We start from the raw sequence: 19,524 nt of genomic DNA, 5'->3' as shown, positions 1-19,524 counted from the left end.
CCCTTCGCTCGTCGTCGCTCAGGCCGTGAAGGACTCGGGACCGAAGCGGCCCCAGGCGACGAACGCCGCCACCGCGAGGTAGGCCAGGTTCAGCACCACCAGCTTGTACCCGCCGTGCCGGGCGTGCGTGATCATCGCACCGATCATCAGCAGGACCCAGCAGGTGGCGGTCACCGGCACCATGACCGGCGCGATGCCCACGACCGCGGGCAGGATCAGGCCGACGGCGGCCAGGAGCTCGAGGACGCCGAGGGTCCGGACGAAGCCGGCGCCGGCGTCTCCGGTCCACTCCCCGCCCGGCGCCGCGGCCAGTTTTTCCTTGGGCACGAATGTCTTGCTGATACCGCCGGCCAGCGCGACGACTGCGAGCAGTCCGGCGGCGATCCACAGTGCAAGGTCCATGAGGTTCTCCTTCTTCCCAGGTTCGGCCTCAAGACACCGCCGGCCCGGAAGCTGTGACAGGGCATGAGCCACGTCACTCCCCGGGCCTACCGCACGGGACTGACGACCCGGCCGTCCTTCGGCAGGTACGACCGGAGGTTCGCCGCGGCGACCCGGTCGAGGACCCGATCGGGCAGGACGCGCGCGAGGCGCACCAGCAAAGCCGCGTCGCGGCCGACGGTGTAGCGGGTGCGGGGCCGCCGTGCGGTGGCGGCGTCGGCGACGATGGCGCCGGCCTTGTCCGCCGGCAGGCCCTTCCGGGTGAACGCCAGCGAGTGGGCGACCACGGCCTGGACGAGTCTGCCGTAGCGCTGCTGGTGTTCGGGGCTCATCAGCTCGGCGAGCCCGGTGGCGGTGGCCGCGCCGCGGTCGGCCATCTCGGTCTTCACCGCGCCGGGCTCGACCACGACGACCTGGACTCCGTGCGGGGCGAGTTCGCGGCGGAGCGAGTCGCTGACCGCCTCGAGCGCGAACTTCGCGCCCGCGTAAGCGCCGTACGTGGGCAGCGCGACCTTTCCGCCGACCGAGCTGATGTTCACGATCCGGCCGTGGCTGCGGTGGAGGAACGGCAGCAGCGCCTGGGTGATCGCGACGTGCCCGAACAGGTTGACCTCGAACAGCCGCCGCCACTCTTCCAGGGGCAGGGCTTCGGCCGGGGCGTTGACCGAGATGCCCGCGTTGTTGACGAGGGCGCGGAGCGGGCGGCCGTGCGGGTCGGCGGTGATGCGGCCGACGAGCGCTTCGATGTGCTCGGGCCGCGTGATGTCGAGGATGACCGGCTCGATGCCCTCGGCCCGGATCGTGTCGGCGTCATGTTCGCGGCGGACACCGGCGAGGACGTGGTAACCGCGGGCGGCGAGCTCGCGGGCCGTGGCGGTGCCCAGGCCGGTCGAAGCGCCGGTGACCACCATTATCTCAGTTTCATGTGACATTGTCATATTAACCACTATGGCGACTTCATATGACACTGTCAACTACGATCGGCGCATGGTGACACGAGCCGAAGCCGCCGCAGCGACCCGGAGCGCCCTCGTGCGTGCCGCGTCCGAACTGCTCGACGAGGGCGGGCCCGAGGCGGTGACGCTCCGCGCGGTCGGGGCCCGCGCCGGCGTCTCGCGCGGCGCGCCCTACGGGCACTTCGAGGACAAGGCGCACCTGCTGACCCAGCTCGCCGTCGACGCCTGGAGCTCACTCGCGGACGACGTGGAACAGCTGCGTGCCGAGCCGGGTGCCACCCCGAGCACCCGGCTCGAACGAGCCCTGGTGAAGCTCATCGAGGTCGGCCGGCGCCGGCCGCACCTGTACGCGCTGATGTTCAGCACCCCGGCGGACAACCCGGAAGCGGTCGAAGCCGCGAGCCGGGTCGAGAACCTGTTCCTCGCCATCGTCGGCGGCCTGGTCGGCGAACCCGACGCTCGCCGCTACGGCGCACTGCTGATGTCGAGCGCGCACGGGATCGCGGGCCTGGAGCTCAGCGGCCACCTGGCGAAGGAGAAGTGGCAGGTCGGCGGGGACGAGCTGGTGCACATGCTGGTCAGCGCGATCCGGTCCGGCACCGGGACGGCTCCCTAGGGGCCACGCCCGTCTCACGGACTTGGTGAGCTGAACCGCACTATCCTGCGGACATGCTGGATGTCCTCATCGACGGCCTGCTCGGCGGCCTGGTCGACGGCGCGACCACGCGCCGGAGAGCCCGCAAGAAGGCCGAACGGCGGCAGCGCGACTTCGCCGCCGGGGCGGACGTCAAGCTGCCCTGCTCGCTGCGCCGGCCGCCCGGTTCCGGCAGCTGGGCCCACGGCACCCTGCGCCTGGCCCCGGACGGCGCGATCTGGCGGCCACGCCTGAACCGGGGCGACCCCGTCACCCTGTCCCCGCGGTCCGTCTCGTGGCTCGGCACGCACTCCGCCGAGCCGGGCCACGGCCTGTTCCTCGCAACGGCGATGACGGTGGCCGTCCTGGACGCCGGCGGCCACCGCCTCGAGCTCGCCGTCCTGAGCAAGGACGTCACCTTGCTCCGGAAGACCTTCCCCTGAGCTGCTACAGCTTCTTCTTCACATCGGGCCCACGGCCGGCAGCGGCAGGCGCACCACCGATGTCGGACTCGATCGCCGCCGTCACGATGCGGTTCCGGTCACCCGAGGACAGCACGCCGTTGCCGACCAGCTCCTGCGTCACCGCCTTCACGTGCTTCACGAACCGGTCGTGCGACGCGTACTCCGCGTTCTCGTCGATGACGTCGTTGAGCGTGCAGCCGTTGCCGATGTCGGTGTTCTCGACCTGGCTGTCGATCCCGCCGATCACCACCGTGTCGCGGAGGTCCGAGTTCGGGCAGGCGTCCGGTGGCGGCGGGGCCGCGACCACGGTGAACGCCCCCGACACCTCCGCCGAGGCGTTCCCGGCGACGTCCGTGGCCCGCGCGCGGACCGTGTGCGCGCCGAGCGCGGACACCACCACGGGCGCGGCGTACCGCGTCCACGCGCCGCTGTCCACTTTGTACTCGACGAAGTCCACACCGGACTCTGCGTCGGTGCCGGTCAGCGTCACCGTCGCCTGGCCGACGTACGACCAATCACCACTCTGCTTACCGCTGACCGCCAGGGACACGGTCGGCGCCGTCGTGTCCCCGCCGGCGACCACCGTGAAGGACACACTCCCCACCGCAGACGTGTTGCCGGCGACGTCCCGAGCGCGGTAGTCCACCGTGTGCGCTCCCGGCGTGGTCACCTGGACCGGTGCGGCATATGCGGTCCACGCCCCGCCGTCCACCCGGTACTCCACCGCGCCGACACCGGATCCGGTGTCCGAAGCCGTGACCGTGACGACCGCCTTGCCGACGTAGTTGCCGTCGTCGTCCTGCGTGCCGCTCACGGCAGCCGTGACGACCGGCGCGGTGGTGTCGCTCTTCACCACCGTGAAGTGGGCCATCCCCTCCGGTGAGGTGTTCCCGGCGACGTCACGAGCACGGTAGGAGAGCATGTGCATGCCCGCCGCCGTCACCGGAACCGGTGCAGTGTAAGCGGTCCACGCGCCGTTGTCCAGCTTGTATTCAACGGCGGCGACCCCGGAGTCGGCATCGGTGGCCGTGATCGTCGCCGTCGCGACGTCGACGTAGTTGCCCGACGAGTCCTGCGTGCCCGCAAGTGAAGCGGTCACCGTCGGCGGGGTGCCGTCCCCCTGCCGCTCGACGATCGTGAAGTGTTCCATGCCCTCGGCGGACTCGTTCCCCGCGACGTCCGTTGCCCGGTAGTGGAGCATGTGCATGCCGAGTGAGGACACCACCACCGGCGCCGAGTAGGGCGTCCAGGTCCCGCCGTCGAGCTGGTACTCGACCGAGGCGACCCCGGAGCCCGCGTCCGTCGCGGTCAAGGCGACCGTCGCCGACCCGACGTAGTTGCCGGCCGGGTCCTTGTCACCCGTCACGGCGGCGGTCACCGTCGGCGCGGTGGTGTCGCCGGTGCCGTCGGAGACGACGAACTCCCCCACCATCGCGGTGTGACCGGGGATGGTGCAGAAGTAGCGGTACTTGCCCGGGGTGAGCGTCACGACCGCTTCGTGCCGCCCGTTCTGCGGGTCGAACGGGTTGGCCAGGATGTTGAGTGAGACGTCGTGGTTGTAGCCCGGCGTCGAGGTGTCGAACGTCAGGGTGTGCGACATCCCCGTCGTGTTGCCGGTCGCTTCGCTGTTCTCGAAGACGATCGTGGTCTCGCCGGGCAGCGCGCCCGTCGGCGCGGAGGCGTATTCGGTGGTGCTGTTGTTCCCGGTCCAGGTCAGGGTCTGGACCGGCGCGGCCACCGCGGGGGTGGCGAACCCGAGCAAGGCCAGGAAAGCGGCCAGCAGCACAGCGATCAGGCGTGGGGACATCGCGGGAAACCTTCCTGGGAGGAACGGGGGCCGGGCGCGTGCCCGGCCCCCGTCGCGCTACAGCTGCCGCACCCGGATGTTGCGGAACTCGGTCAGGTCGTTGTCACTGTGGTTCTGCAGCCCGATGAACCCGCTGACGAACTGCCGCAGATCGGTCGGCGGATCACCGGCCCGGGACGACTGCTGACCCGGCGTGTTGTCGAACTCGTTGATCACCACGCCGTTGCGGGTCATCGTGTAGTGCTGCCCGACCACCTTGATCTCGTACTCGTTCCATGTCCCCTTCGGCCGCGCCCCCGCCTGGTCGAGCGGGCGCGGGTCGAAGTTGTAGACCGACCCGGTCTTCTGCGGTTCACCGGTGTCACCGTCGTAGATCTGGATCTCGTGACCGCAGTAGATCGCGACCCACGCCTGCGACGTCCGGGCCGAGCCGACCGTGCCGCAGCTGCCCGGAGGCCGCTGGTCCAGCGGGGTCCGCGGGTCCGGGAACCGGACGAAGACCCCGCTGTTGGCCCGGTTCGGATCCGGGGCGATGTCCTTGAACTGGAGTTTCACCGAGAAGTCGCCGAACTGCCGCTGGGCGTACCAGAGCATGCCCAGCCCGCCGGCCGAGCGGATCGACCCGTCGGGTTGCAACGTGAACTGCCCGGACGGCGCCTGTTCCCAGGCTCGTAGCGAGTCGGCCGTGCCGTCGAAGAGCGCCTCGTACCCGGTGGTCCCCGGGTTCCCGATCGGTGACGCCGCCGCCGCCGCGTTCAGCTCGGCCGCCTCGGCGCTGCTGAGCACCCCGAGTTCGTCGAGTGTCTCGGTGGCCTGCTCGACGTGGTTGACAAACGCGGCGTGCGTGCTCCACGTGCCTTCGTCGTTGATGAAGTCGTCGACCGTGCAGCCACCACCGGCGTTGCGGTTGGGCACCTTCGTGATGGCGTCACCCAAGGTCACCACCGGACCGGGATCCGCCACCACACAACCGACGTTCACCGCGGTGCGGGTGGTCACCGCCTCGCCGTTCGCGTAGGTCACGGTCAGCTTGGCGGTGAAGATCCCGGTCCGCGGGTAGGTGTGCCGCGGGTCGGCCTGGGTGGACACCGAGCCGTCGCCGAACTCCCAGCGGTAGGACACCCCGCCGGACTTCGAGCCGGTGAACGCCGCCGTCAGCGCCTTGTTCTGCACCATCGTCGACGACGCCGCGGGCGCCGGGGTCGGCGCGCCGCCGGTGTAGCTGATCTTCAGCAGCTTCTGGTTGGCGTCCAAGGAGAAGAAGCCGTTGCCGTAGTCGAGCACGTACAGGGCGCCGTCCGGCCCGAACTTGGCGTCCATCCAGCTCTGCACCCGGTTGTCCCCCGCACCGCCGGGGATGATCTGCCGGAACGTCTCGGCGAACACCGGCGGCTGGTGCGTCGGCACGCCCGCCGGGTCCACGGTCACCGCGACCCGGTTCTGGGAGTTCGACTCGTCGCCGATGAACCACTTGTTGTCCCAGTACGCCGGCCACGCCACGCCGCTGTTCGGGTTGACCAGCGAACGGTGGTACGTCGGCCCGGACATGACCGCCTGGCCGCCGCCCCGCAGGTACGGCTGGGTGTAGGTGGCGTCCGCGGCGTTGTACGTCGGGATCGAGCTGCCCGGCCGCTTCGGGAAGACCGGGCCGCCGCCGTCCGGCGAGTACCAGATCATGTTGTCCTTGATCGGCGGCAGGTTCACCAGGCCGGTGTTGCGCGGCGAGGTGTTGACCGGGTTGTCGCAGTCGTACCAGCCGGTCAGCTCCGCGGCGTTCGTGCTGCTGCGGTCGCGGTAGGGCTGCCGGTTGCCCATGCAGTAGGGCCAGCCGTGGTTGCCCGCCTCGGTGATGATCGTCGCCGTCTCGTACTTCGCCGGCCCGAGTTCCGGGCTCGGCGACGACGCGTCGGGGCCGACCCAGCCCGCGGTCATCCAGTTGTGCACCGGGTCGATCTGCAGCCGCGAGATGTTGCGGACGCCCATCACGTAGATCTCCGGGCGTGTCTTGTCCGCCGGCCCGTTCGGGAAGAGGTTGCCCTGCGGGATGGTGTACGTCCCGTTCGCCTCCGGGTGGATGCGCAGGATCTTGCCGCCGAGGTCGTTCGTATTGCCCGCCGTGCGGCGCGCGTCCTGGAACGAAAGACCCTTGTAGTCGAGCGTCCAGTTGTTGCCCGAGTAGCCGTTCGAACCGCCCGAGGAGTTGTTGTCCCCGGAGCCGACGTACAGGTTCCCGTCCTTGTCGAACGCCATGCCGCCACCCGCGTGGCAGCAGCTGTGGATCTGCACGTCCCAGGACAGCAGGTCCTTGCGCGTGGCCTGGTCGAGCGTCTGCGCGGTGGCGTTGTAGGTGAACCGCGAGATCGTGCGCTTGCCGATCCGCTTGTCGCGGTCGATCGAGTCGTGCGGCATCCAGTAGGCGTACATGAAGCCGTTCTCGGCGAACTTCGGGTCCAGCGTCAGCCCGAGCAGGCCCTCTTCGTTCTTGACGAGCTCGTCACCGCTGCCCCGGTTGCCCATCACGCGCAACGTCGTGAGCAGCTTGACCTTCTTGGTGACGGGGTCCCACTGGTGGACCGTGCCGCAGCCGAGGCCGACGTTCGGGTCGTCCCAGCTGACGATCGGCCCGGTCGGGCAGGCCGCCTTGCCGATGTAGAAGATCTTGCCGTCCGGGGCGATGGTGAGCCCGTGCGGCTCGCCGATCTGGTCGAGCTGGCCGGCCGCGTTCTTGCCCGTCAGCCGTTCGATCTTGTAGTTCGCGGCGATGCCGGCCTGGCAGTCGCCGCGCACCATGCCGGTCGTCCAGCGCAGCGCGCCGAGCAGGTGACTGCGGAACTGGTCTTCGCCGTACGACGCTTCGGTGCGGCCCATGCCGGTGTAGAAGGACCGGCCGCCGTCGTAGTCGCGGCACCACGAGATCGGGTGGAACGCGCCGTTCGCGCCGACCCCCGGGTTGTAACCCTTCTCCTCGACCTGCGCGACCGTGTGGACGGTCCCGACCGGGTTGGACTCCCAGTTGAGCCAGCGGTCGGTGCGTGTCCAGTTCTGCGGCAGCCCGGCGGTGGCCGGGTGCTGGTTGTCGAGCACGTCGACGACGGCCTGCTGCGGCGCGGGCTCGGGCGGCGGCGGGGTCGTCGAGGTGTCCTTGAACAGCTTGAGGTCGGCGAGCTGGATGAGCGGCTCACCGGCGTTCGCGGTGATGTTCAGCCGGTAGTTCGGGTAGACCGTGGTGTTGGCGAAGGTGAAGGTCCGGGTCTGGAACCGGTCGGTGAACGTCTCGTTCGTGCGGGTGTCCAGGTTGGTCCAGGTGGCCCCGTCGGCGGAGCCCTGCAGGGTCCAGCTCTTCGGGTCGCGGCCGGGGAAGTCGTTCGCCGACACCAGTGAATAGCTGCTGACCGCGACCGGGGTGGTCAGCTTGTAGGCGGCCCAGCCGGTGGTCGCGAACGTCAGCCACTTGGTGTTTTCGTTGTTGTCGGCCAGCTTTTCCTTGGTCTCGTTCGGCGGGTTCTCCGCGCTCGCGGTCACCGCCGCCACAGCCTCGGGGGTGGGCCGGGCGCCGACCGGGCGGGCCCCGATCAAGCCGGTGAACCACTGGGACGAGTCCTGCGCGCGGGCGGCGTCGGAGATGCCGAGGAACCCGCCGCCGGCCTTCATGTAGGCCTGCAGCGCGGCTTCCTGCTCACGCGCGAGCGTCACACCCTGCGCGGACAGGAACACCACACCGCGGTAGCGGGCGAGGTTCGCCGCGGTGAACACGGCGGGGTCGGACGACGCCGTGACCGTGATGCCGTTGTCCTGGCCGAGCCGCGCGATCGCGTCCGCCGCGCGGAGCACCGGGTCCTTCTGGTCGGCTGCCGCGCCGTGGAAGACCAGCACGTTCACCGCGACGTTCGCCGCCGGCGCCGCTTGGGCCACCGGCATCGTGATCACCGGGGCCCCCGCTGCGAGGACCGCCCCGATCGCGAGCACCAGCGCCCCGCGCCGGCCGAACCATCGTCTCTTCATGGCTCCCCTCCTCATGCGTGTGTCCGGCCGTCGGGGTTCATGTCGTGCCCGGCGTGGCCGTGCTCCTTGAACCGGTCGATCGCTTCCTGTGCTCCGTCGGGCAGGCTGCCGTCGGGGTTGCGGACCAGGAACAGGCCCACCATCCCGCCGTCGGAATGGGTCTGGACGTGGCAGTGGTACATCCACACCCCCGGCCCGGCGCCTTCCCCGGCCATCACCTGGAACCCGAACGAACTGCCGGGGTCGAGGTTCTTGTTGTCGACGATCTGGGCGTTGTCCGTGGCGCTGCTCAGCATCCCGGTTCGGGTGTCGGCCCAGCGGTGCCCGTGCAGGTGGAACGTGTGCGGCAGGCTGCCGTACCCGATGCAGACCCACTCGACGCGCTCGCCGAGCCGCGCTTCGAACATGGGCGTGTCGGGCGCCATCTCGTGGTTGATCATCATTTCGTTGAACACGACGGTGTACTGCCTGCTGGGCAGCAGATCGCCGCGCTTGCGCACGATCAGCCCGCCGTAGAGCCCGCGCGCGAGACCGCCGGTGCCGTGGTCGGTGCCCATCGCGTGGTCGTGGTAGTGCCAGTACCCGGCGCTGCCCGGCATCCAGAACCCGCCGCTCGCTTCGTAGCGGGTCCGCGTCTTCCAGGTGTAGGTCCGGGTCTCGCCCGGCTTGTTGAACGACGCGTTGAGCGGGGCGCCGTCGGACGCGGTGTCGTAGATGACGCCGTGCGGGTGGATCGACAGCCGCTGGTCGGTCCGGTTGACCAGTTCGATCTCGAGGGTGTCGGCCTCGTAGATCTCCAGCAGCGGCCCCGGAATCGTCGCTTTGCCGGGCTCCAGGCCGTAGCCGTAGAGGCCGCCGGGAAGCGCTTCCGCGTAGATCGTGATCTTGCGGGTCAGACCCGCCGCCGACGCCGTGTCGGCGGCGCCGATGGCGGGGACGAGCACCCCCGCGGCGGTTCCGGCCAGCATCGACCGACGTGACACTCGCATGTGGATTTCCCCCGGGGTCTCAGAACCGAACGGTGCGGAGGTACTCGAAACCGACCTTGGCGGTGTTCAACGGGTCGGTCGGCTGGTCGTGCTCAACGATGTACTCGCCGATGTTGTGGCAGGAAGCGGCGAAGATGCGCGGGAAGTTGATGACACCCGTGCCGGGGTCGACCATCTGCCCGTCCGCGGTCCGGTCCTTCACGTGGTACTGCGTGACGCGCGGGTAGTTGCGCCGGAACAGCTCGACGGGGTCGGCCCCGCCGTTCACCGCCCAGAACAGATCGATTTCCAGGTGCACGAGCCGCTTGTCCGTCTTCTTGGTGAGGACGTCGTACGGGACCACCCCGCCGATCGGGGCGAACTCGTGGTCGTGGTTGTGGTAACCGAGCGCGAGCCCGGCCCTCTTGAAGGCGACCGCGGCCGTGTTCATGCGGCCCGCGAAAGCCTCCCACTCGGCGATGGTGCCGAAGTTCGCGTACGGCACTACGACGGAGCGGTTGCCGAGGATCTTCGCGTCGGCGATCGTCTGGTTCAGGTCGCCGTCGATGCCCACGTGCGTCGAGGAGGCCTTGATGTGGTTGCGGTCGAGGATGGCGCGGAATTCGGCGGCACTGCGACCGTAGGTGCCGGCCAGCTCGACCTTGCGGTAGCCGATGTCGGCCAGCGCGGAGAGCGTGCCTTCGGGGTCGTTCTGCAGCAGCGAACGCAGCGAGTAGAGCTGGATGCTGATCTTGTCGAGCGGAACGCGCCGGCGAGCCGGGGAAGCGTCCGCGGTGCCGGGCAGCACGATCGCCGCCGCGCCCACCGTGAGCGCCGCCGTCGCCACGTTCAGGAATGTCCGCCGGGAGTGCTGTTCTGGCAGGTCACCGCACATGGAACTCCCTCATTTCTGGTTGCTGAAAGCCGCGTCGAAAGCCGCCGACGGCTGGTCGAACAGGTGCTCGCGCAGGTACTTCACCGCCTCCGCCGCGCCGCGGAGGCGGTCCATCCCGGCGTCCTCCCACTCCACCGAAACCGGCCCGGTGTACCCGATCGAGTTCAGCGCCCGGAAGCAGTCCTCCCAGGGGACGTCGCCGTGGCCGACGGACACGAAGTCCCAGCCCCGCCGCGGGTTCGCCCAGGCCAGGTGCGAACCGAGCCGGCCGTTGCGGCCGTCGAAGCGCTTCTTCGTGTCTTTGCAGTCGACGTGGTAGATCCGGTCGGCGAAGTCGAGGATGAACCCCACCGGGTCGAGGTCCTGCCACACGAAGTGCGACGGGTCCCAGTTCAGCCCGAACGCGGGCCGGTGGTCCACGGCCTCGAGGGTCCGCTTGGTCGTCCAGTAGTCGTAGGCGATCTCCGACGGGTGCACCTCGTGCGCGAACCGGACGCCGACCTCGTCGAAGACGTCGAGGATCGGGTGCCAGCGACGCGCGAAGTCCGCGTAACCGTCATCGATGTCATCGGCCGTGACCGGCGGAAACATGGCGACGTACTTCCAGATCTTCGACCCGGTGAACCCGATCACCGTGTCCACCCCGAGCTTCGCCGCCGCCCTCGCGGTGTCGGCCATTTCCGCGGCCGCCCGCTGCCGGACACCCTCGGGCTCGCCGTCACCCCAGATGCGCGACGGGAGGATCGCGCGGTGCCGGTGGTCGATCGGGTCGTCGCAGATGGCCTGCCCGACGAGGTGGTTCGAGATCGCCCACACCTTGAGCCCGTGTTCGGCGAGCAGCGCCAGCCGTCCCGGCACGTAGTCCTCTTCGGACAGTGCGCGGTCGACCTCGAAGTGGTCACCGGAGCAGGCGATCTCGAGGCCGTCGTACCCCCAGTCCGCGGCGAGCTTGCAGACTTCGGTGAACGGCAGGTCCGCCCACTGGCCGGTGAACAGGGTGACCGGACGGCTCATCGGGACACCTCGGTCCACACGGCCTTCGCGGAAGCGCTTTCCTCCACAGCGTGCAGCACGCGCTGGACACGCAGGCCGTCCTCGAAGCTCGGCTCGGGATCGGTGCCCGCGCCGATGGCTTCCAGGAGGTCGGCGACCTCGTTGGTGAACGTGTGCTCGTAACCGAGGAGGTGCCCCGGCGGCCACCACACCCCGACGTACGGATGCTCCGGTTCGGTGACGAGGATGCGCCGGAAGCCGGCCTCGGTGCCGCCGCCCTCGTACCACTGCAGTTCGTTCATCGACTCGAAGTCGAACGCCAGGCTCGCCTTCGAGCCGTTGACCTCCAGCCGCATCGCGTTCTTGCGGCCCAGCGCGAACCGGGTCGCCTCGAAGCTCGCCACGGCTCCCCCGGACAGCCGGGCCAGGAACAACGCGGTGTCGTCGACCGTCACGTCGTCCGTCCCGCCATTCTCGGCCGGCCGCTGCTTCACGAACGTGTTCGTCAGCGCCGAGACGCCGGTGATCACGTCACCGGTGACGAACTGCGCGGCGTCGACGATGTGCGCGCCGAGGTCCCCCAGCGCGCCCGAGCCGGCGGACTCCTTGCGCAGGCGCCAGGTCATCGGCGCCTCCGGATCGGACAGCCAGTCCTGCAGGTAGACCGACCGCACGTGCCGGATCTCCCCGAGTGCCCCGCTCGCGACCAGTTTCCTGGCGTGCGCGAGCGCGGGCACCCGGCGGTAGTTGAAGGCGACCATGGCCCGCACCCCGCGGTCACGGGCCTTCCGCGCCGCCTCGGCCATCGCTTCGGCCTCGGCGACCGAGTTGGCCAGGGGTTTCTCGCACAGCACGTGCTTCCCGGCCTCCAGCGCGGCGATCGCGATCTCGGCGTGGCTGTCACCCGGCGTGCAGATGTCGACCAGGCCGACGTCGTCGCGGGCGATCAGCTTCCGCCAGTCCGTCTCGACGGCTTCCCAGCCGAACCGCTCCGCCGCGGCCTTCGCCCGGGTCTCGTCGCGGCCGGCGAGGACGGCGAGTCTCGGCACCAGCGGCGGATCGAAGAACCGGTGGACGCTGCGCCAGGCGTGCGAATGCACCGCACCCATGAACGCGTGGCCCACCATCCCGATCCCGATGGTTTCCCGTGCCGGGCTCATACCCCTCCTTTGGTTTCCCTGAACAGTCCGGTCAGGAGTCGAAGCCGACGTCGAGGTACTGGTCGACGTTCTCCTTGGTGACCACCGCGGAGTACGTGGTGATCTCGGCCGGGATGTCGTGCTCGGCGAGGTCGCCGATCCCCTTGCCCTGCCCGAGCAGGCGGGCCAGCGCGACCGCCGTCGAAGCCATCGACGGGCTGTAGAGCACGGTCGCCTTGATCGGCGACGCGTCGGCCTTGATCAGGTTCATCATGTTCTTCGAGCCGGCCCCGCCGACCATGATGAACTCCTTGCGGCCCGCGGTGTCGATCGCGGCGTTGACGCCGATGCCCTGGTCGTCGTCGTGGTTCCACAGGGCGTCCAGCTTGGGCGCGCCCTGGAGCAGGTTCGCCGTCTGCTGCTCACCCGACTCCGACGTGAACTGCGCCGAGACGCGCGGACCGACCTTGAACCCGGCCCGCCCGAGCGCGTCCGCGAAGCCCTTGCTGCGTTCCTGGGTCAGCGGCAGCGAGTCGATCCCGGCGACCTCGCCGATGATCGGGTTCGCGGCGTTCTTCTTCTTGAGCTCCGCGGCGATGTAGTTGCCCGCGTTGACACCCATCCGGTAGTTGTCGCCGCCGATCCAGGTTCTATACGCGAGCGGGGTGTCGAAGACGCGGTCCAGGTTGATCACCGGGATCCCCGCGTCCATCGCCTGCTGCCCGACCGAGGTGAGTGCCTTGCCGTCGAAGGGCAGGATCACCAGGACGTCGACCTTCGCGTTGATCAGCGTCTCCACCTGGGAGATCTGCTGGTTGACGTCGTTGGTGCCCTCGGTCGCGTTGAACTTCACCTCGCTGAACTTCTGTGCCTGCGCCTTGGCGTTCTTGGTGATCGCCGCGATCCAGCCGTGGTCGGCGGCCGGCGCGGAGAAGCCGATCGTGATCGGCTTTCCCGGCTGGGCGTTGTTGCCCGCGTTGGCGACCGGCGCGTTGGACTCCGAGTTCGCGGGCGTGTTCGACGTGCAGCCGGCCAGCAGCGCGCCGGCGCCGACCGCGGCACCGCCCAGCAGGAATCCCCGGCGGCCGAGGAAGGGGTGTTCGGTCATGACGACCTCCAGAGGTGACTACTACGACCCGGTCCTGGCTTTCCTGGCCCGGAACTGCAAGAGCACGGCGAGCACGATGATCACGCCTTTGGCGATGTTCTGGATGTCGGTGTCCAGGTTGTTGAGCGTGAAGAGGTTGGACAGCACCGTGAAGATCAGCACACCGATGAGGGTGCCGATCAGGGAACCGCGGCCACCGGTGAGCAGCGTGCCGCCGATGACCACCGCCGCGATCGCGTCGAGCTCGTAGAACATGCCGTTGGTCGACGCGCCCGCCGTCGTCCGCGCGACGACCATCAGCGCGGCGATCCCGCAGCACAGCCCGGCGACGCCGTAAACGAGCGCGAGGTGGCGCTTGACGTTGATCCCGGCCAGCCGCGACGCCTCGATGTTGCCGCCGACCGCGTAGGTCCGGCGGCCGAAGGTGGTGCGGTTGAGCACCACCCAGCCGACCGCGAACACCAGCGCGAACAGCCAGATCAGCACCGGGATGCCGAGCAGGTCGCCGCGGAAGAAGGTCAGGAAGTCCTGGTCGGCGACGACCTGGGTGCGGCGGCCGCTGAGCCGCTCGGCGAGCCCGCGGGCCGAGACGTACATCGCGAGTGTCGCGATGAACGGCACGACCTTGCCGTAGGAGACGAGCACACCGTTGACCAGCCCGCAGCCGAGCCCGACCGCAAGTCCACAGAGGACCATCACCCACGGCCCGTAGGACTGCGTGGCCAGGGTCGTCAGCCAGACGCTCGACAGCGCGACGATCGAGCCGACGGACAGGTCGATGCCGCCGCTGATGATCACGAACGTCATCCCGACGCTGACCACGCCGATCGCCGCGGCCAGCCGCAGGATCGTGGAGATGTTGCTTTCGGTGAAGAACAGCTCGGGCCGGGTGAGCTGGCCGACCAGGCACAGCACGACGAGCACGCCGGCCAGGCCGAGCAGCCGCGGGTCGGCGCGGAAGGCGAACCGCCGCCGGCCCGGCTCGGACACCGCTCTCGGCGCCTGCCCAGGTGGTGCTTCGGTGTCGGTCATGCCGCGCTCCCCTCGAGAATCACGTCGAGCACCCCGGCTTCGGTGAGCCCGGCCGACGGCCGGTCGGCGAGGACGCGGCCCTCGCGCAGCACCAGCACCCGGTCGGACAGCCCGAGCACTTCGGGGATTTCACTGGACACCAGCACGATCGCCACACCACTGGCGGCCAGTTCGTCGATCAGCTGGTAAAGCTCGGCGCGGGCGCCGACGTCGACCCCGCGGGTCGGCTCGTCGAGCAGCAGCACCCGGCAGCCGCGGACCAGCCAGCGCGCCAGCACCGCCTTCTGCTGGTTGCCGCCGGACAGCGTGCGCACGATCCGCCGCGGATCGGCGGGCCGCAGGTCGAGGCGTCGCAGGCTCGCGCCGGCGTCGTCCAGCTCCTTGGCGCGCTCGGTGAACCCGAACTTCGCGTAGCGGCCGAGGCTGGCCAGCGTCACGTTGTGCACCACCGGCAGGTCCAGCAGGAGCCCCTGGCTCTTGCGCTCCTCGGGCGCCAGGCCGATCCCGGCCTTGACGGCGGCGAGCACACTGCCGGGCCTCAGCGGTTTCCCTTGCATCGTCACGGTTCCGCTGTCCGCCCGGCGGGCGCCGAAGATCGTCTCCAGCAGCTCGCTGCGGCCGGACCCGACCAGCCCGGCGATGCCGACGACCTCGCCGGCGTGGACGGTGAAGCCGACGTCCTCGAACTCCCCGGCCCGGGAGAGGTGGTCCACCTCGAGCACGGGCTTGGTGCGGTCCGCGTGCCCGTCGTGGCGCGGCCCGAACACCGTCTCGACCTTGCGCCCGGCCATCAGCGCGACCAGGTCCGCGGTCGGCGTGGTGCGGGCGGGCAGCCCGGTGCCGACGGTCCGGCCGTCCTTGAGCACGGTCACCCGGTGCCCGATCCGGCGCAGTTCTTCGAGCCGGTGCGAGATGTAGACGACCGAGACGCCGTCCGCGGTCAGCTCCCCGACGATGCGGAAGAGGTTGTCGACCTCTTCGCCGGCCAGCGCGGCGGTGGGCTCGTCCATCACGAGCAGCCGGGCGTCGTGGGCCAGCGCGCGGGCCATCGACACCAGCTGCTGGCCGGCCGCGGACAGCTTGCCCACCTCGTCCGACGGCCGGATGTTCGCGTGGCCCAGCCGGGCCATCAGCCGGGCCGCCTCGTCCCGCGCCTGCGAGATCCGCGTGAACCCGAGGCGGGCGCGCTCGTGGCCGAGGAAGATGTTGTCCGCCACCGAAAGCCCGGGCACCAGGTCGAGCTCCTGGTACATGGTGGCGATGCCGAGCCGCAGCGCGTCGACCGGCGAACCGAGCGAGACGGGCTCACCCTGCCAGGTGATCTCACCCGCGTCCGGCCGGTGCGCGCCGGAGAGAACCTTGATCAGCGTCGACTTCCCCGCGCCGTTCTGCCCGAGCAGGCAGTGCACCTCGCCGGGTTCGACGTCGAGGTCGACGCCGTCGAGCGCGCGCACACCGGGGAAGGACTTCACGATCCCGCGTACGGAAAGCAGGGTCATACCGAGGCCTCCTCGGTGCCGGGGGCGAGGGTCGGGTCGGCGAAGAGCCGTTCGGCGGCGACGTGCGCGGCGCCGCGCAGCGGGGCTTCGAGGCCGAGTTCGGACGGCACCACCCGGGCGTGCCCGAGCGGGCGGGCGGCGAGTTCGACGCGGACCGGTTCCACCAGCCAGTCGCCGAGCTCCGCGAAGTACCCGCCGAGCACCACGACGTCCGGGTCGAGCACGTCGACCACCGAGCACAGGGCGATGCCGAGCGCGACGCCGAGTTCGTGCACCGCCGTGGCCGCTCGCTGGTCGCCGCGCCGCAGGCGTTCCTTGAGCAGCGCGACCCGGCCTTCCACACCGAGAGCGGGATCCTGCAGCGGATCGCCGGGCGCCGCGGCCGCCCGCGCGACCGCGGCCAGGTTCGCCTTCGTCTCCAAGCACCCCGTCCGGCCGCAGGTGCACCGTTCCCCGGACGGGTCGACGGCGATGTGCCCGACCTCGCCCGCAAAACCGCGCGCGCCGCGCAGGACCGCGCCGCCGGACACGAGCCCGCCGCCGACCGCCGTGCCGCCGCTGAGGTAGAAGAGTTCACTCACCCCGGCCCCGGCCCCGGCCACCGTTTCCGCCACTGCGCCGAGGTTGGCTTCGTTGTCGACGGCGACCGCGTCGACGGGGAGGTTCAGCCGGGCCGCCATCAGGCCGGCGATCTCCGCATCGCGCCAGCGCAGGGCCGGGGCGAACCGCAGCACCGCGGCGGCCGAATCGACCAGGCCCGGCACCGAGATCGCGACGCCGACCGGCGGGCCGGGCAGCACCCGGTGCGCGAGGTGGGCGAGTTCGTCCATGCCGCGCTGGAGCCCGGCCGCGGCGACGTCGACGGTCTCCGCGTGCTCGGCGAGCACGCGGCCGGACAGGTCGGTCACCACCGCCGACAGCCGGTCGGCTTCGATGCCCAGGGCCAGCGCGTACGCGTCTTCGCCGTCCAGTTCGACCAGCCGGCTCGGCCGGCCGTTGCCGGGGAGGACACCGGCGGGCCGGACGAGGCCCCGGTCCGCGAGCTCGGCGAGCAGGCCGGGGACCGCCGACTTCGCGACCCCGCAGCGGGCAGCCAGCTGCGTGCGCGAGAGGGGACCCGCGCGCAGTGCTCGCAGGACCGCGGCCAGGTTCGCCGTACGCGGGCTCACCGGATCGGCTCGCCTGGTACCGGTCACGGCCACGATGCCCCCACGGGTGATGCGCGCGGAACAGACTTTGTCACGCAGAAAGCGAAAGTAGGGTGACACCGATCACCCGTCAAGGTGATGGAGAGGTGTTAAGGCCCGGTTTCACCCGGATAGACGCACGGATCCGAGCAGACTTTCGAATTCAAAGTGCGAAAGTCTGCTCGGATCGAGCGTTACGACGGAGACCCGCTCAGCTGCTGAGCGTGAAGGCCCGGTCGGTCGCGGACCAGGCGGCGCCGATCACACCCGCCGTGTCACCGAGCTCGGACAGCACGATCGGGAGGTTCCCGGTGGCCAGCGGCAGCGAGCGCCGGTACACCGCGCTGCGCAGCTCGGCGAGCAGCTGATGGCCGAGCTGAGCCACCCCGCCGCCGATCACCACCATCCCCGGGTTGATGAACGAGACCAGCGACGCAACCACCTGGCCGAGCCGGCGCCCGCCGTCCCGGATGAGGTTGACGGCGCCGAAGTCACCCGCCGCGGCGGCCCGGCCCACGTCACGGGCGGTGACGATGCCGCGTTCGGCGGCCACCTCGGCGAGGTGGGCCGAGCGGCCGCTGCGCGCCAGCGCCAGCCCGTCACGGGCCAGCGCGGCCCCGCCGAAGTAGGCCTCCAGGCAGCCGACCTCCCCGCAGGCGCAGGTCGGGCCGTAGTCGTCGAGCCGGATGTGCCCGATGTCGCCCGCCGTGCCGGCGACCCCGCGGTAGACCTTGCCGCCGAGCACGATCCCGCAGCCGATCCCGGTGCCGATCTTGACGAACATCAGGTCGTCGGTCGAGCGCGCGACCCCGGCGTGCCGCTCCCCCAGCGCCATCGCGTTGACGTCGTTGTCCACCGCCACCGGGCAGCCCCACAGCCCGCCGAGGTGGTCCCGCACGTTGAACCGGTCCCAGCCCGGCATGATCGGCGGGGCGACCGCCATACCCTCGGCGAAGCTGACCGGCCCCGGCAGCCCGATGCCCGCGGCGACCAGCTTGCCGGGCGCCTCGTCCCGGACCTTCGCCGCGAGTTCGGCGACCCGGCGCAGGACCGGGTGCGGCCCCTGCCGGACGTCGCAGTCTTCGACGGTGTGCGTGAGCACCTCGCAGGAGGCGTCGGTCACCGCCACACCGACCGACGTCGCGCCGACGTCCACCGCGAGCACCCGCAGGTCACCCGCAAGCCGGACCAGCGTCGACCGGCGCCCGCCGCGGCTGGCCGACGGCCCCGCCGTCTCGACCAGGCCGACCTCGTCGAGCCGCGACACCTCGGCGCCGACCCGGGCCCGCGGCAGCTCCAGCCGCTCGCCCAGCTCGACCCGCGACATCGGGCCCTCGTCCCGCAGCAGCGTGAGCAACCGGGTCTGGTGCCGGGTTTCGACCATCGACTGCTCCGGGGTGGATACCGCGCTCATTCGCGTGAGCCTACGGGCCCGCGGTTTCGCCGCGGTGGCGGAACAGCGCCCGGTACTCCCGCGGTGAGGTGCCGAGGTGCCGGTGGAACGCGGCCCGCACGGTGGCGGTGCTGCCCAGCCCGGTGTGCCGGCCGAGGTGTTCCACCGGGACGGTGGTGGTCTCCAGCAGTTCCCGCGCCCGGTCGAGACGCGCGCTGGTCAGCCAGGCCATCGGCGAGGTCCCGGTCTCCTCGCGGAACCGCCGCAGGAAGGTGCGCCGCGAAAGGTGGACGCGGCCGGCGAGCGTGTCGACGTCGAGCTGATGCGTGAGGTTGCCGAGCATCCACTCCCGCAGCGGGCCGAGCAGGTCGCCGGTCGCTTCCGGGCGCAGCCGCTCGATGTACTGCGCCTGGCCGCCGGCGCGTCTCGGCGGGGCGACGAGGGCGCGGGCGCAGGAGTTGGCCGCCGCGGCCCCTTCGTCCCCGCGGATGAGGTGCAGGCACAGGTCGACTCCCGCGGTCACGCCGGCCGAAGTGAGGATGTCCCCGTCGTCGACATACAGGCAGTTGGGCAGCACGCGCACGCGGGGGTACCGGGCGCTCAGCTCGGCGGTGTGCTGCCAGTGCGTGGTCGCGGGCCGCCCGTCGAGCAGGCCGGCGGCGGCGAGCGCGAACGCTCCCGTGCAGATCGAAACCATGCGCGCGCCCCGGGAGTGCGCGGCCCGCAACGCATCCACGACTTCGGAGGCCAGTGGTGTGCCGACGTCGTCGTAGCCCGGGACGATCACCGTGCCGGCACCCTCGAGCGCTTCGAGCCCGGCGTCCGCGGTGACGGTCAAGCCGCCGCCGGTCACCGGCACCGAGCCCTGCTGCGCACACACCGTCAGCTCGTAGTGCGGGTCCGAGCCGAAGACCTGCACCGGGATCGCGACGTCCAGGCCGATCACCCCCGGGAGGGCCAGCACCGTGACGTTGCGCCGCTTCATGGCACGATCCTAGCGGTGACC

Annotated in this window: 16 protein-coding genes; 2 read left to right on the top strand and 14 right to left on the bottom strand. The window is 70.6% G+C overall.

Annotated features, from left to right (window positions below):
• Positions 1–18: 18 nt before the first annotated feature.
• Together ACIA5G_RS25710 and ACIA5G_RS25705 are read right to left on the bottom strand one after the other, a co-directional pair.
• Positions 19–402, bottom strand: a complete 384-nt coding sequence (locus tag ACIA5G_RS25710; RefSeq protein WP_395927426.1) for a DoxX family protein — start codon at positions 400–402, stop codon at positions 19–21.
• An 86-nt stretch (positions 403–488) separates the two neighbouring features.
• Complete coding sequence (locus ACIA5G_RS25705) at positions 489–1,352, bottom strand: SDR family oxidoreductase (protein ID WP_395927424.1); 864 nt, start codon at positions 1,350–1,352, stop codon at positions 489–491.
• A 76-nt stretch (positions 1,353–1,428) separates the two neighbouring features.
• Here ACIA5G_RS25705 and ACIA5G_RS25700 point away from each other — a divergent pair, with 76 nt between their 5' ends.
• Together ACIA5G_RS25700 and ACIA5G_RS25695 are read left to right on the top strand one after the other, a co-directional pair.
• On the top strand, positions 1,429–2,013 hold the full coding sequence (locus ACIA5G_RS25700) for a TetR/AcrR family transcriptional regulator (RefSeq protein ID WP_395927422.1): 585 nt from the start codon (positions 1,429–1,431) through the stop codon (positions 2,011–2,013).
• A 53-nt stretch (positions 2,014–2,066) separates the two neighbouring features.
• On the top strand, positions 2,067–2,474 hold the full coding sequence (locus tag ACIA5G_RS25695; protein WP_395927420.1) for a hypothetical protein: 408 nt from the start codon (positions 2,067–2,069) through the stop codon (positions 2,472–2,474).
• A gap of 4 nt (positions 2,475–2,478) precedes the next feature.
• Here the strand turns inward: ACIA5G_RS25695 and ACIA5G_RS25690 are convergent, their stop codons facing one another.
• The 12 genes from ACIA5G_RS25690 to ACIA5G_RS25635 all read right to left on the bottom strand — a co-directional run bounded on the left by ACIA5G_RS25690 (position 2,479) and on the right by ACIA5G_RS25635 (position 19,503).
• The gene (locus ACIA5G_RS25690; RefSeq protein ID WP_395927418.1) at positions 2,479–4,302 is read right to left on the bottom strand and encodes an OmpL47-type beta-barrel domain-containing protein; all 1,824 of its coding nucleotides are present in this window, start codon (positions 4,300–4,302) and stop codon (positions 2,479–2,481) included.
• A gap of 57 nt (positions 4,303–4,359) precedes the next feature.
• On the bottom strand, positions 4,360–8,304 hold the full coding sequence (locus ACIA5G_RS25685; RefSeq protein ID WP_395927416.1) for a ThuA domain-containing protein: 3,945 nt from the start codon (positions 8,302–8,304) through the stop codon (positions 4,360–4,362).
• Between the two features lie 11 nt (positions 8,305–8,315).
• Positions 8,316–9,293 carry a multicopper oxidase domain-containing protein gene (locus ACIA5G_RS25680; protein WP_395927414.1) on the bottom strand — a complete coding sequence of 326 codons (978 nt, stop codon included), beginning with the start codon at positions 9,291–9,293 and terminating at the stop codon, positions 8,316–8,318.
• A gap of 19 nt (positions 9,294–9,312) precedes the next feature.
• Positions 9,313–10,167, bottom strand: a complete 855-nt coding sequence (locus ACIA5G_RS25675) for a TIM barrel protein (RefSeq protein WP_395927412.1) — start codon at positions 10,165–10,167, stop codon at positions 9,313–9,315.
• A gap of 9 nt (positions 10,168–10,176) precedes the next feature.
• Positions 10,177–11,181, bottom strand: a complete 1,005-nt coding sequence (locus tag ACIA5G_RS25670; RefSeq protein WP_395927410.1) for a sugar phosphate isomerase/epimerase family protein — start codon at positions 11,179–11,181, stop codon at positions 10,177–10,179.
• Positions 11,178–12,320 (bottom strand): Gfo/Idh/MocA family protein, encoded by a 1,143-nt coding sequence (locus ACIA5G_RS25665; RefSeq protein WP_395927408.1) that lies wholly within the window; start codon positions 12,318–12,320, stop codon positions 11,178–11,180. The genes ACIA5G_RS25670 and ACIA5G_RS25665 overlap by 4 nt, the downstream gene beginning before the upstream one ends.
• A 31-nt stretch (positions 12,321–12,351) precedes the next feature.
• The gene (locus ACIA5G_RS25660) at positions 12,352–13,407 is read right to left on the bottom strand and encodes a substrate-binding domain-containing protein (protein WP_395927406.1); all 1,056 of its coding nucleotides are present in this window, start codon (positions 13,405–13,407) and stop codon (positions 12,352–12,354) included.
• Between the two features lie 21 nt (positions 13,408–13,428).
• Positions 13,429–14,439, bottom strand: a complete 1,011-nt coding sequence (locus ACIA5G_RS25655) for an ABC transporter permease (protein WP_395927404.1) — start codon at positions 14,437–14,439, stop codon at positions 13,429–13,431.
• Positions 14,436–15,938 carry a sugar ABC transporter ATP-binding protein gene (locus ACIA5G_RS25650; RefSeq protein ID WP_395927402.1) on the bottom strand — a complete coding sequence of 501 codons (1,503 nt, stop codon included), beginning with the start codon at positions 15,936–15,938 and terminating at the stop codon, positions 14,436–14,438. The genes ACIA5G_RS25655 and ACIA5G_RS25650 overlap by 4 nt, the downstream gene beginning before the upstream one ends.
• Positions 15,935–17,107, bottom strand: coding sequence for an ROK family protein (locus ACIA5G_RS25645; protein WP_395927400.1), 1,173 nt, complete (start codon positions 17,105–17,107; stop codon positions 15,935–15,937). Before ACIA5G_RS25645 ends, ACIA5G_RS25650 begins: the two co-directional genes overlap by 4 nt.
• Positions 17,108–17,336: 229 nt before the next feature.
• Positions 17,337–18,509 (bottom strand): ROK family protein, encoded by a 1,173-nt coding sequence (locus ACIA5G_RS25640; RefSeq protein WP_395928006.1) that lies wholly within the window; start codon positions 18,507–18,509, stop codon positions 17,337–17,339.
• A 40-nt stretch (positions 18,510–18,549) separates the two neighbouring features.
• On the bottom strand, positions 18,550–19,503 hold the full coding sequence (locus ACIA5G_RS25635; RefSeq protein ID WP_395927398.1) for a GlxA family transcriptional regulator: 954 nt from the start codon (positions 19,501–19,503) through the stop codon (positions 18,550–18,552).
• Positions 19,504–19,524 lie beyond the last annotated feature (21 nt).

It is taken from the genome of Amycolatopsis sp. NPDC051758 (genome assembly GCF_044453095.1).
In the GTDB taxonomy this organism is placed as follows: domain Bacteria; phylum Actinomycetota; class Actinomycetes; order Mycobacteriales; family Pseudonocardiaceae; genus Amycolatopsis.
Note: the sequence above shows the minus strand (reverse complement) of the source record. Positions and strands in the feature narration are given on the sequence as shown.